The sequence below is a fragment of the Janibacter endophyticus genome, from assembly GCF_016888335.1.
Taxonomy (GTDB): domain Bacteria; phylum Actinomycetota; class Actinomycetes; order Actinomycetales; family Dermatophilaceae; genus Marihabitans; species Marihabitans endophyticum.
The window spans coordinates 1,548,126-1,564,292 of the sequence record NZ_JAFEJG010000004.1; the positions used below are offsets into that span (position 1 = coordinate 1,548,126).

The following is a 16,167-nucleotide window of genomic DNA, read 5'->3' on the forward strand; positions in this document are numbered from 1 at the left end:
GCGGCGAGCCGCGTGCCAGAGCGGGCGAAGGGGTGGGGAGACGGAACCCGATTGCCGTTGCCCGCGAGGAGGCACCGGCAGGGCCGCCGCACTTCTGGGGGGTGAGCAGTCAGCCGACCGAGCGCGGCGTCCACACGCGACCGTCGTCGGTGACCTGGGTCGTCGACGCGCCGATGACGACCAGACACCCCATGTCGACGGCCTCGACATCGAGCTCGCCGAGCGTCGTCACCCACGACGACTGCTCGTCGCGGCCGACGTGGCGTGCGACGACTACGACGCGCTCCGAACCGACGGCCTCGACGAGCAGGTCGCGTGCGGCGCAGAGGGTGTCTGGGCGCGAGCGGGAGCGCGGGTTGTAGAGGGCGATCGAGATGTCGTTCGTCGCCAGTGCGGTCAGCCGTGCGGCGAGGACCTCCCACGGCTTGAGGTTGTCGCTGAGGTTGACCAGGGCGTGGTCGCCGCCGAGCACGGCACCGACGAGGGCGCTCGCCGCGTGCGCGGCGGTGACGCCCGGCACGACCTCGACGGGCACGTCGGCGTAGCCGGGGTCGTCGGTCAGCGCTGTCTCGCGCGACTCGAAGAGCGCCGTCGCCATGCCGAAGACCCCGGCGTCGCCTCCAGAGACGAGCGCGACGTCCGCGCCCTCGCGGGCGAGGTCGAGTGCCAGCCGTCCGCGGTCGAGCTCGACGGAGTTGCCGGAGGCGTGGCGGGTCAGGCCCTCGCGCTGCGGCACCCGCGCGACGTAGGGGGCGTAGCCGACGACGTGGTCGACCCGGGCGAGCACCTCGCTCGCCTCGGGGGTGAGCCAGCGGTCGGGGCCGGGCCCGAGGCCGACGACGTGGACGGTCCCCGTCCTCCCGGAGGGGGAGGCGGCGGCGGTTGTCGTAGGAGCAACGGCGCCCGCAGCCGAGCCGTCGCCGACAGCCCGGCCGGCCGCGTCCGCCCGCACGTCTCGCCCCGGCACGACGACGATCGACATGTAGGGCACGGTCTCGGGGTCGACCTGGGTGACGGGCAGCACCCGCTCGCCCTCCCGGCTGGCGCGCTCGACGTAGACGGCGCGCTCGAGGAGCCCGGCCTGCCGCAGCGCCTCGCGGACGTTGTCGAAGGTGCGCCCGAGCTTCATGATGACGGCGGCGTCGGTGTCGGCGAGGCGCCGGGCGAGCTCGGCGACCGGCAGGGTCCCGGGGAGGACGGTGACGGTGTCCTCGTGGCGGGACAGGCCGGTGCCGACGGCGGCGCTGGCGGCGGCCATGGCGGTGATGCCGGGCACGACCTCGGTGGGGTAACGCTCGCGCAGGGCGTCGTGGACGTACATGAAGGAGCCGTAGAAGAGCGGGTCGCCCTCGGCGAGGCAGACGACGCTGCGGCCGGCATCGAGGTGGGCGGCGAAGCGCTCGGCGCACTCGTCGTAGAAGTCGGCGAGCGCCCCGTAGTACCCCCCTGGGTGGTCGGTGGTGCCGGTCGTCACGGGGTAGACGAGCGGCTCCTCGATCGCTCCCTCGCGCACGTGCGCGGCGGCGATGGAGCGGGCGGTCGACGGCCGGTGCGCGGCGCGGTGGTAGGCGACGACGTCGGCGGTCTCGACGAGGCGGGCGGCGCGCAGGGTGATGAGGGAGGGGTCGCCGGGCCCGACCCCGACCCCGTAGAGGTGGCCGGGCTGCGCGGCGTCGGTCGCGCGGGTGCTCATGCGAGCTCGTCGGGGTGCGCGAGCGCGTTGAGCGCGGCAGCCGCCATGGCGGAACCGCCGCGGCGGCCGTGGACGACGAGCCACGGGACCGGCCCGCCGGTCAGGTCGTGCTCGGCGAGGGCGACCTTCGACTCCGCAGACCCGACGAAGCCGACCGGCATGCCGACGATCGCGGCCGGTCGGGGGGCGCCGTCGTGGAGCATCTCGAGCAGGTGGAAGAGGGCGGTCGGGGCGTTGCCGATCGCGACGACGGCACCCTCGAGACGCTCACCCCAGAGGGAGACGGCGGCGGCCGCACGGGTGGTGCCCCACCGGGCGGCGAGGCCGGGCACCTGGGGCTCGCGCAGCGTGCAGATCACGTCGTTGTCGGCGGGCAGGCGGCGGCGGGTGACGCCCTGCGCGAGCATGTTGCTGTCGGTGAGGATCGGCGCCCCGGCGACGAGCGCCGCGTGGGCTGCGGCGGCGACCTCGGGGTGGCCGGCCATCTCGCGCGTGATGCCGACGTCACCGGCGGCGTGGACGATCCGCACGGCAGCACCGTGCAGGTCGGCGGGCAGACCGGTGAGGTCGGCCTCGTCGCGGATCATGCCGAAGGAGCGACGGTAGATCTCCTGCCCGTCGGTGACGTAGTCGTACCGGCGAGACGGTTGGCGAAGGGGATCCATCAGGCCTTCTCGAGTTGTGCTGCAACGACGTCCGCTGCGGTGCGGGGGTTCAGGGCGATTGTGTGGGGTCGGGCGGGGTGGCCGCAGGCGCGTTCACAACCGATGACGTGCACCGGCGACCCGGCAGGGTCGATCAGCGGTGCTGCCGCCCGGGCGAGGTCACGTGTGGGGGTGGTGGTCCGAGCGCAGGCGGGGGCCCCGGCGCAGGCGGTGAGGACGGTCCACGGGGAGTCGGGGGCGGTGACGAATCCTGCCGTCGCGAGCTCCTCGGCCCGCGCCGCGGCACCCGGGACGACGATCGAGCGCCAGGGCGTAACCGCCAATCGCTGACCCGACCCTTCTGGCTGAGGTGCGATGCCGTCCGCGGCCGAGCCCTGAAGGCCCTCCACCATCGCCGGCGTCAGCAACCCCAGCGGCACGAGCGCCACGAGGTCCGCACCGACGGGTCCCGGCGCAGGCGGGTCTCCTGCCACGACGTCGAAGGGGAGGGACCCCGGCAGGAGGTCAGCTCGGGCCGCCTCGGGCAGGTCGCGCAGGTTCCACGTGCGGGTGTCGGGGCGGGCAGCGAGGAAGCTGCGGGCGACGTCGAGAGCTGTCTCGGCGGCCTCATCGCGCGGGACGGTGACCGCGCGGCCGTCCGCGACGACGTGCACGGTGGCTGAGGTGCGAGCAGCTGGGCCCGACGGTCCGCGTGGGTGCCTCGACGTCACGTCAGAGCGCGGGGAGGCGACGATCGCGACGTCCCACGGCTCGGCGAGCACGGGGCCGCCGGGGGAGGTGACGGCGAGCAGGAACCGCCCCGGCAGCTCGGCCAACCCGGGATCGCCGAGCAGGCCCTCGTCGAGCGCGGTGACGAGGGGGTCGAGCCCGGCGTGCGGGTCGGCGACGATGTTACGGGCCTTGTCGTGGGGTCCGGAGGGAACGAGCCGGAGGTCGTCGATCGCCGTGATGAGCTCACGGGGTAGCGGGTCGGGCAGGCCGCGCAGCTGCAGGCTGCCTCGCGAGGTTAGCGTGACCTCGGGGTCGCCGAAACGGCCTGCGAGAGAAGAGATCGCGTACAAGGTGGACGCGTCCACCCGACCACCGGGGATGCGCAGGCGCACCATTGCCCCGTCCGCAGAGACGAAGGGGGTGAGCAGGCCCGGGCAGCGGTCGGCACCGCTGCGGGAGGGGCTCGGTGTCGTCACGGCAGGGCAGCCTACGCGGCCCCGGTAGGCTGCCGGACAACCGAGCAGCGCGGAACCCGGTGCGAGTCCGGGACGGTCCCGCCACTGTGAGCGAAGCCCCCTTCGCGAGTCAGACACGCTCTGCCGGCCGCCCTGCACGAGACCGTGCGGGTCACTCACTTCGAACCGCGGGGCGCGGACCCCCGCCAAGGAGCCCACGACGTGACGACCGTCGCCCTGCTGTCCACCTCCGACACCGACCTGCTCAGTGCCCGCGCCGCCGCCGAGGACGGAGCCCACTATGTCGTCGGCAACCCCGCCCGTCTCACCGACGAGCAGATCGCCGAGCGCGTCGCCGGCGCCGACATCGTCGTCGTCCGCTACCTCGGCTCGCCGCAGGGTCTGTGGGAGGGCTTCGCCGACCTGCGCACCGCCAGCGCACCGCTCGTCGTCCTCGGCGGCACCCAGGAACCCGACGCGGCCCTCATGGAGCTGTCGACCGTCCCACCCGGCACCGCCGCGGAGGCTCACCGCTACCTCGCCGAGGGCGGGCCGGCCAACCTCGCACAGCTCCACGCCTTCCTCGGCGACACGCTGCTCCTTACCGGCGAGGGCTTCGAGGCGCCGCAGGCGCTCCCGCAGTGGGGCGTCCTCGAGCGCGACCAGCCGACCTCCCTTCCCGACGGCGCCACCCGCCCCCGGGTCGGCGTGCTCATCTACCGAGCCCAGTACGCCGCCGGCAACACCGACTACGCGCACGCGCTCGCCGACGCGATCGACGCGGCCGGCGGCCAGGGCGTCGTCATCCACTCCGCCTCGCTGCGCGACGCCCCCGACGGTCTGCTCGAGCACCTCGGCACCCTGGACGCGCTCGTGACGACCGTGCTCGCGGCCGGCGGCACCAAGCCGGCTACGGTCGGCGCCGGCGAGGACGACGAGGCGTGGGACGTGGAGAAGCTCGCCGCCCTCGACATCCCGATCCTCCAGGGCCTGTGCCTGACCTGGGGCCGCGCCGACTGGGAGGAGTCCGATGACGGCATGAGCCCGCTCGACGTCGCGACCCAGGTCGCCGTCCCCGAGTTCGACGGTCGCCTCATCACGGTCGCCTTCTCCTTCAAGGAGTTCGACGACGAGGGCCTGCCGCGCTACGTCGCCGACCCCGAGCGCGCCGCCCGCGTCGCCGGCATCGCGGTCAACCACGCGCGCCTGCGCTCGACGCCCGTCGCCGAGCGCAAGATCGCCGTCGTCCTCTCGGCCTACCCGACGAAGCACTCCCGCCTGGGCAACGCCGTCGGCCTCGACACCCCGGTCTCGACGATCCGCCTGCTGCGAGCGATGCGCGAGACCGGCTACGACCTCGGTGACGGTTTCGTGGGGATGGACCCGCTCCCTCCGGTCGAGGGCGAGGAGCCTGACACGACGTCGGGCAATGCCCTGATCCACGAGCTCATCGCCGCCGGCGGGCAGGACGAGGAGTGGCTCACCCAGGAGCAGGTCGAGGGCGCGCAGGTGCGCATCCCGGCCGCGCGCTACCGGGAGTGGTTCGACGCCTTCCCCGCCGACCTGCGCGAGGCGATGACCGAGCACTGGGGCGCGGCGCCCGGCGAGGTCTTCGTCGACACGACCCGTGACGCGCAGGGCGAGATCGTCACCGCGGCCCTCGTCCGCGGCAATGTCGCCCTCCTCGTCCAGCCGCCCCGCGGCTTCGGCGAGAACCCCATCGCGATCTACCACGACCCTGACCTGCCGCCGACCCACCACTACCTCGCGACCTATCGCTGGATCGAGGAGGAGTTCGGCGCCCACGCCGTCGTCCACGTCGGCAAGCACGGCAACCTCGAGTGGCTCTCCGGCAAGAACCTCGCGATGTCCGCCTCGTGCGGCACCGACGCGGCCCTGGGCAACCTGCCGCTCGTCTACCCCTTCCTCGTCAACGACCCCGGTGAAGGCACGCAGGCCAAGCGCCGTGCCCACGCGACGATCGTCGACCACCTCGTCCCGCCGATGGCCCGCGCCGAGTCGTACGGCGACATCTCCCGCCTCGAGCAGCTCCTCGACGAGTACGGCAACGTCTCGGTCATGGACCCGGCCAAGGCGCCGGCCCTGCGTGGCGAGATCTGGCAGCTGCTGCACGCCGCGCAGATGCACGTCGACCTCGGGCTGGGCGACGACGTCGACCTCGACGACGCCGACGGCTTCGACGACCTCGTCATGCACGTCGACGGCTGGCTCTGCGAGATCAAGGACGTCCAGATCCGCGACGGCCTGCACGTCCTCGGCCAGGCGCCGCAGGGCGAGGAGCTGGTCAACCTCGTGCTCGCCGTCCTGCGTGCCGCGCAGGTTTTCTCCGGCCAGGTCGGGTCAGTCCCGGGTCTGCGGGCTGCACTCGGCCTCGCCGAGGACGCCTCCACCACCGAGACCGATGGGGTCGAAGGGAGGGCTCGTCGCCTTGTCGAGGCCCTCGCCGCCATGGGCTGGTCCGCTGCTGCCGCTGGCGGTCTCGTCGCGCAGCACGAGCCCGACCTTGCGCCGGAGGCGGCCGCCGAGGTCACCCGGGTGCTCGAGTTCGCCGCGACGCAGGTCGTGCCGCGGCTCGCCGCGACCGAGCGCGAGCTGCCGATGGTGCTGCACGCACTCGACGGGGGCTACATCCCTGCGGGGCCGAGCGGGTCCCCCCTTCGTGGCCTCGTCAACGTGCTGCCCACCGGCCGCAACTTCTACTCCGTCGACCCCAAGGCGATCCCCTCGCGGCTGGCCTACCAGACCGGCACGGCGATGGCCGACTCGTTGCTCGCTCGCTACCGCGATGAGACTGGCGAGCTGCCGACCTCGGTCGGGCTGTCGATGTGGGGCACGTCGGCGATGCGCACCTCCGGCGACGACATCGGCGAGGTGCTCGCCCTGCTCGGCGTGACGCCGGTGTGGGACGAGCAGTCCCGCCGGGTCACCGGACTCGAGCCGATCCCGCTCGCGGAGCTCGGCCGCCCGCGCATCGACGTCACCGTGCGCATCTCGGGCTTCTTCCGCGATGCCTTCCCGCACGTCATCGCCCTTATCGACGACGCCGTCGCGCTCGTCGCCGGCCTCGACGAGGCCCCGGAGGACAACCACGTGCGGGCCCACACCGTGGCCGACCTTGCGGAGCACGGCGACGAGCGGCGCTCTCGCACACGGATCTTCGGCTCCAAGCCCGGCAGCTACGGCGCGGGCATCCTGCAGGTCGTCGAGTCAGGCAACTGGCGCAGCGACGACGACCTCGCGCAGGTCTACACCGCGTGGGGCGGCTACGCCTACGGTCGCGACCTCGACGGCGCGCCGGCCGCCGAGGACATGGAGCGCACCTACCGCCGCATCCAGGTCGCCGCTAAGAACGTCGACAACCGCGAGTCCGACATCCTCGACAGCGACGACTACTTCCAGTATCACGGCGGCATGGTCGCGACCGTCCGCGCGCTCACCGGTGCCGAGCCGCGGGCCTATGTCGGCGACTCGACCTCGCCGGACCAGGTGCGCACCCGCACCCTGCAGGAGGAGACCAACCGGGTCTTCCGCTCGCGCGTGGTCAACCCGCGGTGGATCTCGGCGATGCAGCGCCACGGCTACAAGGGCGCCTTCGAGCTCGCGGCGACCGTCGACTACCTCTTCGGCTTCGATGCCACAGCCGGTGTCGTCCACGACTGGATGTACGACCGGGTGGCTCGCGACTATGTGCTCGACGAGACCAACCAGGATTTCATGCGCCGGGCCAACCCGTGGGCCCTGCGCGGCATCGTCGAGCGACTCACCGAGGCGGCCGACCGCGGTCTGTGGGAAGAGCCTGACCCCGAGGTCGTCCGCGCGATGCAGCAGGTCTACCTCGACATCGAGGGGGACATGGAGGACGGCGAGTGACGGGCGCAGGGAGCCAGCCCCGCTACGCCCGACCGGTCCCGACGATCGGCGACACGAGCAGCGCGGCGCAGCGTCGGGACGACCCGTCGGGCTGGGCCATGGGCGAGGCGGTGACCGAGGCCCTCGCCGCGGTCGTGGCCGGTCGCCGAGACATCCGTCGCTACCGTCCAGACGCCGTGCCCGACGAGCTCATCACGGCCGTCCTCGAGGCCGGGCACCGGGCGCCGAGCGTCGGCCACTCCCAGCCCTGGCGCTTCATCGTCGTCACCGACCCGGCGACCCGTGACCGGGCCGCCGCGATGGCCGACAGGGCGCGCGTCGACCAGGCCGCGCACCTGTCCTCGGAACGGGCGGCGCGCATGCTCGACCTCAAGCTCGAGGGGTTGCGCGAGGCGCCCGTCGGCATCGTCGTCGCCTGCGACCGGCGCACTCCTGCGCTGGGTGTCCTCGGCCGGGCGACCTTCCCCGACGCCGACCTGTGGTCCTGCGCGACGGCCATCGAGAACATGTGGCTCACCGCCCGTGCCCACGGCCTGGGCATGGGCTGGGTGACTCTCTTCGACCCCGACGAGCTCGCCGACCTGCTCGGCCTGCCCGAGGGTGTCGTCACGCTCGGGTGGCTCTGCCTCGGTTGGCCTGACGAGCGCCCGCCGTCGCCTGGTCTGGAGCGCACCGCGTGGTCGAAGAAGATGCCGCTCGAGCAGGTCGTCCTGCACGGCCGCTGGCCGGCCGACGAGCATGCACCCCAGCAGCCGGTGTCGCACCTGCGCGGGCCGGAGCCCACGCGGCTCGTCCGGGCGACCGATGCCGCCGACGAGCTGCTCTCACCGCCGGAGTCCCTCGGGGTCCTCGACCGCGCGCTCAACCGCGTGCTCGCCGTCGGCGCGCAGGACGTCACCGGCGGTACCCTCGTCCTCGCCGGCGCTGACCACCCGGTGACCGGGCTGGGTGTGAGCGCCTTCCCCGCAGCGACCACCCACGACGTGCTCGCAGCGACCGTCGCGGGCACCTCGCTCGGAGCCGCCACCGCGAAGGGGGCCGGCCTCGCCGTCGTCGGCGTGGACGCCGGTGTGGCACGAGCGGTCTCGGGTTCGTACGACGCGCGACCGGCGGGGGAACGGGGCGACCTCGCATCGAGCGACGCCATGACCCTCGCCGACGTCGAGGCGCTCGTCGCTGCCGGTCGCGAGATCGGCACCGAGGTCGCCGCCTCGGGTCTGGTCTGTCTCGGGGAGGTCGGGGTGGGCAACACGACGGTGGCCGCCGCACTCGCCTGTGCCCTGCTCGGTCTCGAGCCGCAGGACGCGGTCGGCCTCGGCTCCGGCTCCGACGCCGACATGGTCGCGCGTAAGCGCGAGGTCGTGGCGGCCGCCCGCGATCGAACGAAGGGGGAGTCCGACCCCCTTCGCCTCCTCGCGATGGTCGGCGGACCCGAGATCGCGCTGCTCACGGGTGTGACGCTCGGGGCCGCGGCCGCCGGCGCGCCCGTCGTGCTCGACGGACTCGCCGCGTCGTTGCCGGGAGTCATCGCCGCCCGCCTCGAGCCGGCCGCGCAGGCCTATTTGCTCGCCGGCCAGGTGAGTCGGGAGCGGGCCCACGCTCTGGTCCTGCGGGAGCTCGGTCTGGAGCCACTGCTCGACCTGCGGCTGCGCTCCGGCGAGGGCGTCGGCGCATGCCTGGCCGCCTCGATGGTCCTGCAGGGCCTCGCCGTCCGCCGCGTCGCGGCTCGCACCCGCTGACGAGGGTGGCTGAGGAGGTCGCTCCGCGACCGCCTCGAAGCCTCAGGCAGGCGTGAGGGCGTAGACGTCCATGACCCAGCCATGGGTCTCGCGCAGCCGCGCCCGCAGCTCGACGATCTCGTCGACGACGTCAGCGAGGCGCCCGGAGCGCAGCTCCTGCTGCGGCATGCCGACGTAGGCGCCCCAGTGGATCACCGTGTCCGGGTGGGTGGCCACGAGCTCGCGGCAGTGCAGGTGCCCGTCGAGCATGACGACGACTGTCCCGAGCTCCAACCCGGCGGCCTGCGCGCGAGTCCACTCGTCGACGAGCCGACGCCCGGTCGTGATGTGCACCGGTTCGCCGACGCGGTGCAGGACGATGCCGTGCGCGGCGGCGAGGGTCTGGAAGGCGGAGATCCCCGGGATGACCCGCACCCGCGTCGCGATCTGCTCGCCGATCGCGTCGACGATGCGGATCGTGCTGTCGTAGAAGGCAGGGTCGCCCCACACGAGGAAGCCCACGACCGCCTCCTGAGGCAGTTCCTCGATGATCCGCACGTAGGCGTCGGTGCGCGCCGCATGCCAGTCCCGCACCCCCTGCGCGTACTCCGCGGAGTCCCGGTCGGCGTCGGGTCCGCGCTTCGGGTCCGGCACCGTGACGAACTCGTACCCGTGGTCGGCGGGGATGAAGCGGTCGCAGATCGCGCGGCGCACCGCGACGAGCTCGTCCTTGACCCCACCCTTGTCCGCGACGAGGAAGACGTCGACCTCGGCGATCGTCGCGGCCGCCTCCGCGGTCACGTGCTCCGGAGAGCCGGCTCCGATGCCGATGACGTGGATGCGGCGCGGGCTGGTGTCGCTCAACGGTTCTCCCGGGTGAGGTCGATGATCGCGTCGACGTCGGCGTGCCTCTCGAGGGCATCGGCGAGGATGTCGATCATGCCTTCCCGTCGAGCGGCGAAGGGGGCGGCCCTCGCCACCGCGGTCCACCGCGCCCCCGTCGTCGCGGCCACGTCAGCGAGCAGCGCACGGCGGTAGTCGTCGCACTCGAGGGTGCCGTGCCAGATCGAGCCGCGGACCTCCCCGACGGCATGCCCGCCGGGGAAGTCCTCGCCGCCGCTCGGGGCCACGACGCCGTGGTGGATCTCGTACCCCTCGACGGGGTGGCCACGCCAGGTCCCGCTCGGTCGGGCGAGCACCTTGTCCTCGTGGAAGACGACGCGACCGGGCAGCAGGCCGAGGCCCGCAACCGTTGTGGGAGAGGCGGACTCGCTCCCTTCGGCCGCGTCACCCTCGACCCCCTCGTCGACGATCTGGTCGAGGAGCATCTGGTAGCCACCGCAGATCCCGAGGACCGGCGCCCCGCGGGACGCCCGGTCGATGACGACGTCGGCCAGACCGGTGCGGCGCAGCCAGGCGAGGTCGGAGGTCGTGGCACGGGACCCGGGGAGGACCACGAGGTCGGCCTCGCGCACCGCGTCGGCGTCGACCGTGACCCGCACGTCGACGCCAGGCTCGGCCGCGAGGGCGTCGACGTCGGTGCCGTTGGAGGTGCGGGGCAGCCGGACCACCGCGACCGACAGCCGTCGCTCGCTCGGGACCCCGTCGTCCGGGTCGCCCCACGCGCCCATCGACAGCGAGTCTTCCGAGTCGAGCCACACGTCCTGCAGCCACGGCAGCACCCCGAGCGAGGGCATGCCCGTGCGGCGGGTGATCTCGGCCAGGCCGGGCTCGAGCACCGACGCGTCCCCGCGGAACTTGTTGATGAGGTAGGCGGCGAGCAGCGGCCGATCGGCGTCGGAGACGAGCGCCCAGGTGCCGTAGAGCGCAGCGAGCACGCCACCCCGGTCGATATCGCCCACGAGCACCGTGGGAAGCGAGAAGCGTTGTGCCAGACCGAGGTTGACGTAGTCCCCGGCCCGCAGGTTGATCTCGGCAGGGGACCCCGCGCCCTCGCAGACGACGACGTCGTGCTCGGCCGCGAGCTCCTCGAAGGCGGCGAAGGCGGCCTGCGCCAGGTGTGCCCGGCCGGTCGCGTACTCGCCCGCCATGAGCGTGCCGGCGGGCCGGCCGCGCACGACGACGTGCGCGCGCCGGTCGCTGCCCGGCTTGAGGAGCACGGGGTTCATCGCGGACGTCGCCTCGACCCCCGCGGCCTGGGCCTGGAGGTACTGGGCCCGACCGATCTCGGCGCCGTCGCGGCAGACCATCGAGTGGTTCGACATGTTCTGCGCCTTGTAGGGCGCGACGGATAGACCCCGCCGGGACAGCGCCCTGCACAGGCCGGTCACGACGAGGGACTTGCCCGCGTCGGAGCTCGTCCCGGTCACCAGCAGCCCGCTCACGAGCGGTGAGTCTACGGACGAGGCGGGACCGGACTACGGTGGCCCGCGTGCGTGCTCCCACCGTCCACCTCGTCCGGCACGGCGAGTCAACGTGGCACCTCCAGGGCCGGGTCCAGGGGCAGTACGCCGGGCCGGGGGAGCCGGTCCTCACGACGAAGGGGGAGGAGCAGGCCCGCGCAGCCGGCCGGCTGCTCGCGGACCGGCTCGACGAGCCCGGCTCGGCCCGCATCGTCGCGAGCGACCTGGCCCGGGCGGCAGCGAGCGCCCGGCTGATCGCTCAGGTGCTGGGGCTGGACGCCGCGGCCGTGCGGCTCGACCCGGCCTGGCGCGAGCAGCACCTCGGCTCGATGGAGGGGGAGCTCGCCGCGGGCCTCGCCTCGCGGCCGGTGCCCGACGGCGTGGACATCAGCGAGGTCGCGTGGGGGGGCGGTGAGTCGGTGCGTGCCGTCCACGCGCGCGTCGCCGCGTGGCTCACCGGGGCTCGTGAGGACAGCAGCGAGCTCGTGGTCGTCAGCCACGAGCACACGATCCGGGCCGCGCTCGCCGTCCTGCGCGGGCGCTCCTGGCGCGAGCTCGACTGGGACGAGCCGCTGCCGCCCGGCGCTGTGCTCACCATCGACCGCGCAACGAGGTAGCACCGGGGGCTGCAAGCGATGGGTACCACCTCGACCACTCCGTCAGTCGCCGAGCGCCTTGACGAGCGTCATCGCGAGCGACACCCGCTCCCGAGCACCAGGTCGACCGACCCGCGCGGCCCACATCGCACTCACCACCTCGCGGACGACCGACCAGTCGCGCGCTGCCTCCCACGGCGTGCCCGACTCCTCGCAGAGGACCTCCAGGCGACGCCGCACGAGATAGCGGAAGGACGACCCGCTGCCCATCTCCTCGACCCTGTTCCACAGCATCGGGGCGATCTCGAAGCCCGGGTGCCCCGCCATCGGCTTGGGGTCGATCGCCACCCAGTCGGTGCCGTCGGAGAGCACGTTCGCGTAGTGCAGGTCGGTGTGGACGAGCGTCGCGTCGCACGCGGGGTCGTCCGTGAGCGCGGTGACGAGCGCGCGGGCCCGCTCGATCATCCGCCGGGGCAGGGCGTCGCCCACCTCGCCGAGAGCGTCGGCCTGCCGGCGGGCCCAGACAGAGAGCCGGGGCGCCTGCGGGTAGGGCTCGACGTGCAGCTGTCGGTAGAGGCCGCCGACGATCTCGCAGGCCTGCTCGTCCCACATCTGCGTGAGGTCCTCGGTCGTGAGCCGCTCGAGGAGCAGGGCCCCGCGGGCCGGGTCGGCGCGGAGCATCCGGACGGCGCCGCGACCGTCCCACCGGCGCAGGGCCAGGTGCTCGGTGGCCGCCTCGGGGTGGGGCCAGACGACCTTGAGGGCGGCGCCGTCGCGCGGCAGGTCGGGGCCCTCGACCGGGACGATGACCGCGGTCTGCCCGTGCCGGACCTCGGCGACAGCGGTGAGCCGCCACTCGGCGAGCAGGTCGGAGAGCAGCGAAGGGAGGCGGTCCAGCCAGTCGGCCCCGCTGGGTCCTCCTTCGGGTCGCCGTCCTCGGACCCGCGCGGCGAAGGCCTCCGGGACGAGCACCGGACCTCAGCCCTCCAGGCCCGGGAGGGCTCCGACCTCGACCTGCCAGGGGTCTCCGAGCCGCAGGGGTGCTGCCGCCCAGGCGACGACCTCGTGGGCGGCGTCCCGGTCGTCCGCCAGCGAGGTGAGCAGGGCGAGGTACCGCGCGCCCAGCGTGGCGAGCGTCTCGCGCACGAGCGTGGCCCGCTCGTCGGGGGTCGCCAGGCTCTCCTCGAGGTCGTAGCCGAGCGGGGCGGTGCTGCCGTCGTCGTCGCCGGCGACGACCTGACGGCTCAGCAGCTCCTGCAGCCCGGCGACGACGGCCTGGACCGTCGAGCGCTCGTCGCCGCCGGCCCGGGCCGTGACGACGGTGAGCGACCAGAGCGCCGCACGGGTGTCCTGGGCCGCAGACCGCGCGGGGTCGGTGACCTGCCAGGCAGTGGGGGGCTCCTTGGCCCAGAGGGTGGCCGGTCCACGCAGCACCCGGGCCACCGCGAGGCTCCCGACGAGCGGGAGCAGACCGGGCTGGCACTCGCGCAGCGCGCCCTCGTAGACGGCGACGTCCTCGGCCTCGGTCCAGGTGGGGTCGGCCTCTCGGGCGCGCCGGATCTCGGCCTCGGGGACCTCGAGCTCGGTCAGCGCGTCGACGAGCGTCTCGACGCGCTCTCCGGCGGCACCCGGGGGCACGGAGGTCGCGTCGGTCTCCCGGCTGAGCGAGGTGACCATCGCGAGCAGCGCGGCCTCTCCGGAGATCGGCGTGCGTCGCGGCACGAGCGGGAGGTCCGGGGCGTCGTCCTCGAGCCGGACCCCGCAGCCGGTGACGGCGAGGGCGAGGCCGGCTCCGAGGAGCACGGCCCGGCGGGACGGCGAAGGGGGACGAGGCACCCCGACATGCTGTCACGAGCGCGCGGCGGAGCGGGTGCGGCAGCCGTCGCGGCCGGGCTAGAGTGGCGTGCCACCCACGGCACCTCAACTGCACACGGAAGGCCCGCCACCATGAGCCTGGAGCACGATCTGCGTGAGCTGGTCGCCACCTCGCTGGGCGAGAGCGTCGTCGTCGACGAGGTCACGGTCACGCCGGCCGGCCGTCGGCGGGTCGTCCGGGTCACCGTGGAGCGCCTGCTGCCGGGCCTCGAGGGCTCCGACCCCGTGGAGCCGCTCACCCTCGACGAGGTCGCCGACGCGACGCGGGTGGTCAGCGAGAGCCTCGACGCCACCGACCTGCTCGGCTCGCAGCCGTACACGCTCGAGGTGAGCACGCCCGGTGTGTCCCGCCCGCTGACGAGCGCCGAGCACTTCCGCCGCAACGTCGGTCGGCTCGTCGACGTCGACCTCGAGGGACAGGAGCCGGTCACCGGGCGGGTCCGTTCGGTCACCGCCCACGCCGTCGTCCTCGAGATCCCCGCCGAGCGCAAGCGTCCCGCCGAGGAGGTCGAGGTCTCCCTCGACGACGTGCGCCGTGGACGCGTGCAGGTCGAGTTCAACCGCCCCAAGGACGCCCCGGACGCGCAGGCGGCCGACGACCTGACCGCCGACCCCACCGACGAGAACGAGCAGTAGGAGCCCCCATGGACATCGACATCCACGCACTCAAGGCCATCGAGCGCGAGCGCGAGATCCCCTTCGGCGTCCTCGTCGAGGCGATCGAGGCGGCCCTGCTCGGCGCGTACCACCACACCGAGGGTGCGTACAAGCACGCTCGGGTCGAGCTCGACCGCAAGCACGGCCACGTCGTCGTGTGGGCCCGTGAGGAGCTCACCATCGAGGAGCCCGCTCCCGAGCCGGACCCCGAGGCCGAGGTCGACCCGGACGCCGAGCCGCCCCGGCCCCGCATCCGGCGGGAGCTCGGCCCCGAGTTCGAGCACACCCCGAGCAACTTCGGCAGGGTGGCCGCGGCGACCGCGCGTCAGGTCATCGTCCAGCGCCTGCGTGACGTCGAGGACGAGGCCGTCCTCGGAGACTTCCGGGGGCGCGAGGGCGACATCGTCGCCGGTGTCATCCAGCAGAGCCCCAACCCGCGGCACGTCACCGTCGACTTCGGCTCCGTCGAGGGCATCCTGCCCGCGGCCGAGCAGGTCCCGGGGGAGCGGTACGCCCACGGCGACCGGATCCGTACCTACGTCGTGAGCGTCCGGCGCGGGCTGCGCGGGCCAGAGATCAGCCTCTCCCGCACGCACCCCAACCTCGTGCGCAAGCTCTTCGCCCTCGAGGTCCCCGAGATCGCCGACGGCAGCGTCGAGATCGCGGCCCTGGCCCGCGAGGCGGGGCACCGGACGAAGATGGCCGTGCGCTCCAAGGTCCCCGGGCTCAACGCCAAGGGCGCCTGCATCGGCCCGATGGGCCAGCGGGTCCGCGCCGTGATGGACCACCTCCAGGGCGAGAAGATCGACATCGTCGACTTCTCCGACCAGCCGGAGGAGTTCATCGCGGCGGCGCTCTCGCCCGCCAAGGTGCAGTCGGTCACCGTGGTCGACCCCAAGCTGCGCGCCGCGCGCGTCATCGTCCCCGACTACCAGCTGAGCCTGGCGATCGGCAAGGAGGGGCAGAACGCCCGCCTCGCCGCCAAGCTCACCGGCTGGCGCATCGACATCCGGCCGGACACCGCCCCGGACGGCCCCTCGGCAGGCCCCTCGGCAGGCTCGGTCGCCGGGCCGCCCCCTGCGGGTCGTGGCTGACGCCACGGGGGGACGCGCTAGACTGGCGGGGATCGACCGGACTGGACTCCGGGCGTCGGCGTCAGAGGCGGGTCCCCAGCGGACCTGCATCGGGTGCCGTCGGACGGATAGCCGGTCGGTCCTGCTGCGAGTGGTCGCGGAGCCGCGCGGCGACGGCAACCCTGTCGTCGTCCCGGATCCACGGCGACGGCTGCCGGGCCGTGGTGCATGGATCCACCCCGACACCGTCTGTCTCGACCTCGCCGTCCGCCGCCGGGCCTTCGCCCGGGCGTTGCGCGCTCCTGTGGAGGGTGTCGACGCGCTGCGGGCGTGGGTCGACGAGCACTCGCAGGTCACACCACCGTCCCAGAAGACCGAGAGCGGGTTTGACGCTGATGAGCACCCGATGAGTACTCAGCGATGAGCATCCCCCTGCACTAACGACGGTTCGCGCCTTCTCTTGACGCGGA

The 16,167-nt window shown here is 73.7% G+C and carries 13 protein-coding genes and 1 riboswitch; of the genes, 6 read left to right on the forward strand and 7 right to left on the reverse strand.

The annotated features are described in order from the left end of the window. Positions 1–109: 109 nt before the first annotated feature. From JNO54_RS07535 to JNO54_RS07545, 3 genes are read right to left on the reverse strand one after another with little or no spacing between them, the layout of a single operon-like run. Positions 110–1,693: a precorrin-2 C(20)-methyltransferase gene (locus JNO54_RS07535; protein ID WP_204143343.1), complete on the reverse strand. Its 1,584-nt coding sequence runs from the start codon at positions 1,691–1,693 to the stop codon at positions 110–112. Further along, positions 1,690–2,358: a precorrin-8X methylmutase gene (locus JNO54_RS07540; protein ID WP_204143344.1), complete on the reverse strand. Its 669-nt coding sequence runs from the start codon at positions 2,356–2,358 to the stop codon at positions 1,690–1,692. Before JNO54_RS07540 ends, JNO54_RS07535 begins: the two co-directional genes overlap by 4 nt. After that, positions 2,358–3,545 (reverse strand): ferredoxin-like domain-containing protein, encoded by a 1,188-nt coding sequence (locus tag JNO54_RS07545; protein ID WP_307818108.1) that lies wholly within the window; start codon positions 3,543–3,545, stop codon positions 2,358–2,360. The genes JNO54_RS07540 and JNO54_RS07545 overlap by 1 nt, the downstream gene beginning before the upstream one ends. Before the next feature lie 51 nt (positions 3,546–3,596). Next, a riboswitch (cobalamin riboswitch) is annotated at positions 3,597–3,662 on the forward strand. Between the two features lie 84 nt (positions 3,663–3,746). Between JNO54_RS07545 and cobN the strand changes: the two genes are divergently transcribed. Together cobN and bluB are read left to right on the forward strand one after the other, a co-directional pair. Beyond that, on the forward strand, positions 3,747–7,415 hold the full coding sequence (cobN, locus tag JNO54_RS07550) for a cobaltochelatase subunit CobN (RefSeq protein ID WP_204143345.1): 3,669 nt from the start codon (positions 3,747–3,749) through the stop codon (positions 7,413–7,415). Then, complete coding sequence (gene bluB / locus JNO54_RS07555) at positions 7,412–9,154, forward strand: 5,6-dimethylbenzimidazole synthase (protein ID WP_307818109.1); 1,743 nt, start codon at positions 7,412–7,414, stop codon at positions 9,152–9,154. Before cobN ends, bluB begins: the two co-directional genes overlap by 4 nt. 42 nt (positions 9,155–9,196) lie before the next feature. Here the strand turns inward: bluB and cobF are convergent, their stop codons facing one another. Next, positions 9,197–9,997: a precorrin-6A synthase (deacetylating) gene (gene cobF / locus JNO54_RS07560; protein WP_204143346.1), complete on the reverse strand. Its 801-nt coding sequence runs from the start codon at positions 9,995–9,997 to the stop codon at positions 9,197–9,199. Beyond that, positions 9,994–11,478: a cobyric acid synthase gene (locus JNO54_RS07565; RefSeq protein ID WP_204143347.1), complete on the reverse strand. Its 1,485-nt coding sequence runs from the start codon at positions 11,476–11,478 to the stop codon at positions 9,994–9,996. Before JNO54_RS07565 ends, cobF begins: the two co-directional genes overlap by 4 nt. A 47-nt stretch (positions 11,479–11,525) precedes the next feature. On the opposite strand from JNO54_RS07565, the gene JNO54_RS07570 reads away from it, so the two are divergent. Then, positions 11,526–12,113: a histidine phosphatase family protein gene (locus JNO54_RS07570; protein WP_204143348.1), complete on the forward strand. Its 588-nt coding sequence runs from the start codon at positions 11,526–11,528 to the stop codon at positions 12,111–12,113. 42 nt (positions 12,114–12,155) lie between these two features. Here JNO54_RS07570 and JNO54_RS07575 read toward each other — a convergent pair whose 3' ends face one another. Both JNO54_RS07575 and JNO54_RS07580 read right to left on the reverse strand, forming a co-directional pair. Further along, positions 12,156–13,064, reverse strand: a complete 909-nt coding sequence (locus tag JNO54_RS07575) for an aminoglycoside phosphotransferase family protein (protein WP_204143349.1) — start codon at positions 13,062–13,064, stop codon at positions 12,156–12,158. A 6-nt stretch (positions 13,065–13,070) separates the two neighbouring features. Then, entirely contained in the window at positions 13,071–13,928 is an 858-nt protein-coding gene (locus tag JNO54_RS07580) for a hypothetical protein (protein WP_204143350.1), read from the reverse strand. 111 nt (positions 13,929–14,039) lie between these two features. Between JNO54_RS07580 and rimP the strand changes: the two genes are divergently transcribed. The 3 genes from rimP to JNO54_RS07595 are packed head-to-tail and all read left to right on the forward strand — an operon-like array spanning position 14,040 to position 16,121. Next, the gene (gene rimP / locus JNO54_RS07585; protein ID WP_204143351.1) at positions 14,040–14,603 is read left to right on the forward strand and encodes a ribosome maturation factor RimP; all 564 of its coding nucleotides are present in this window, start codon (positions 14,040–14,042) and stop codon (positions 14,601–14,603) included. Between the two features lie 8 nt (positions 14,604–14,611). Next, on the forward strand, positions 14,612–15,718 hold the full coding sequence (gene nusA / locus JNO54_RS07590) for a transcription termination factor NusA (protein ID WP_204143352.1): 1,107 nt from the start codon (positions 14,612–14,614) through the stop codon (positions 15,716–15,718). Beyond that, positions 15,711–16,121 carry a YlxR family protein gene (locus JNO54_RS07595; RefSeq protein ID WP_307818110.1) on the forward strand — a complete coding sequence of 137 codons (411 nt, stop codon included), beginning with the start codon at positions 15,711–15,713 and terminating at the stop codon, positions 16,119–16,121. Before nusA ends, JNO54_RS07595 begins: the two co-directional genes overlap by 8 nt. Positions 16,122–16,167 lie beyond the last annotated feature (46 nt).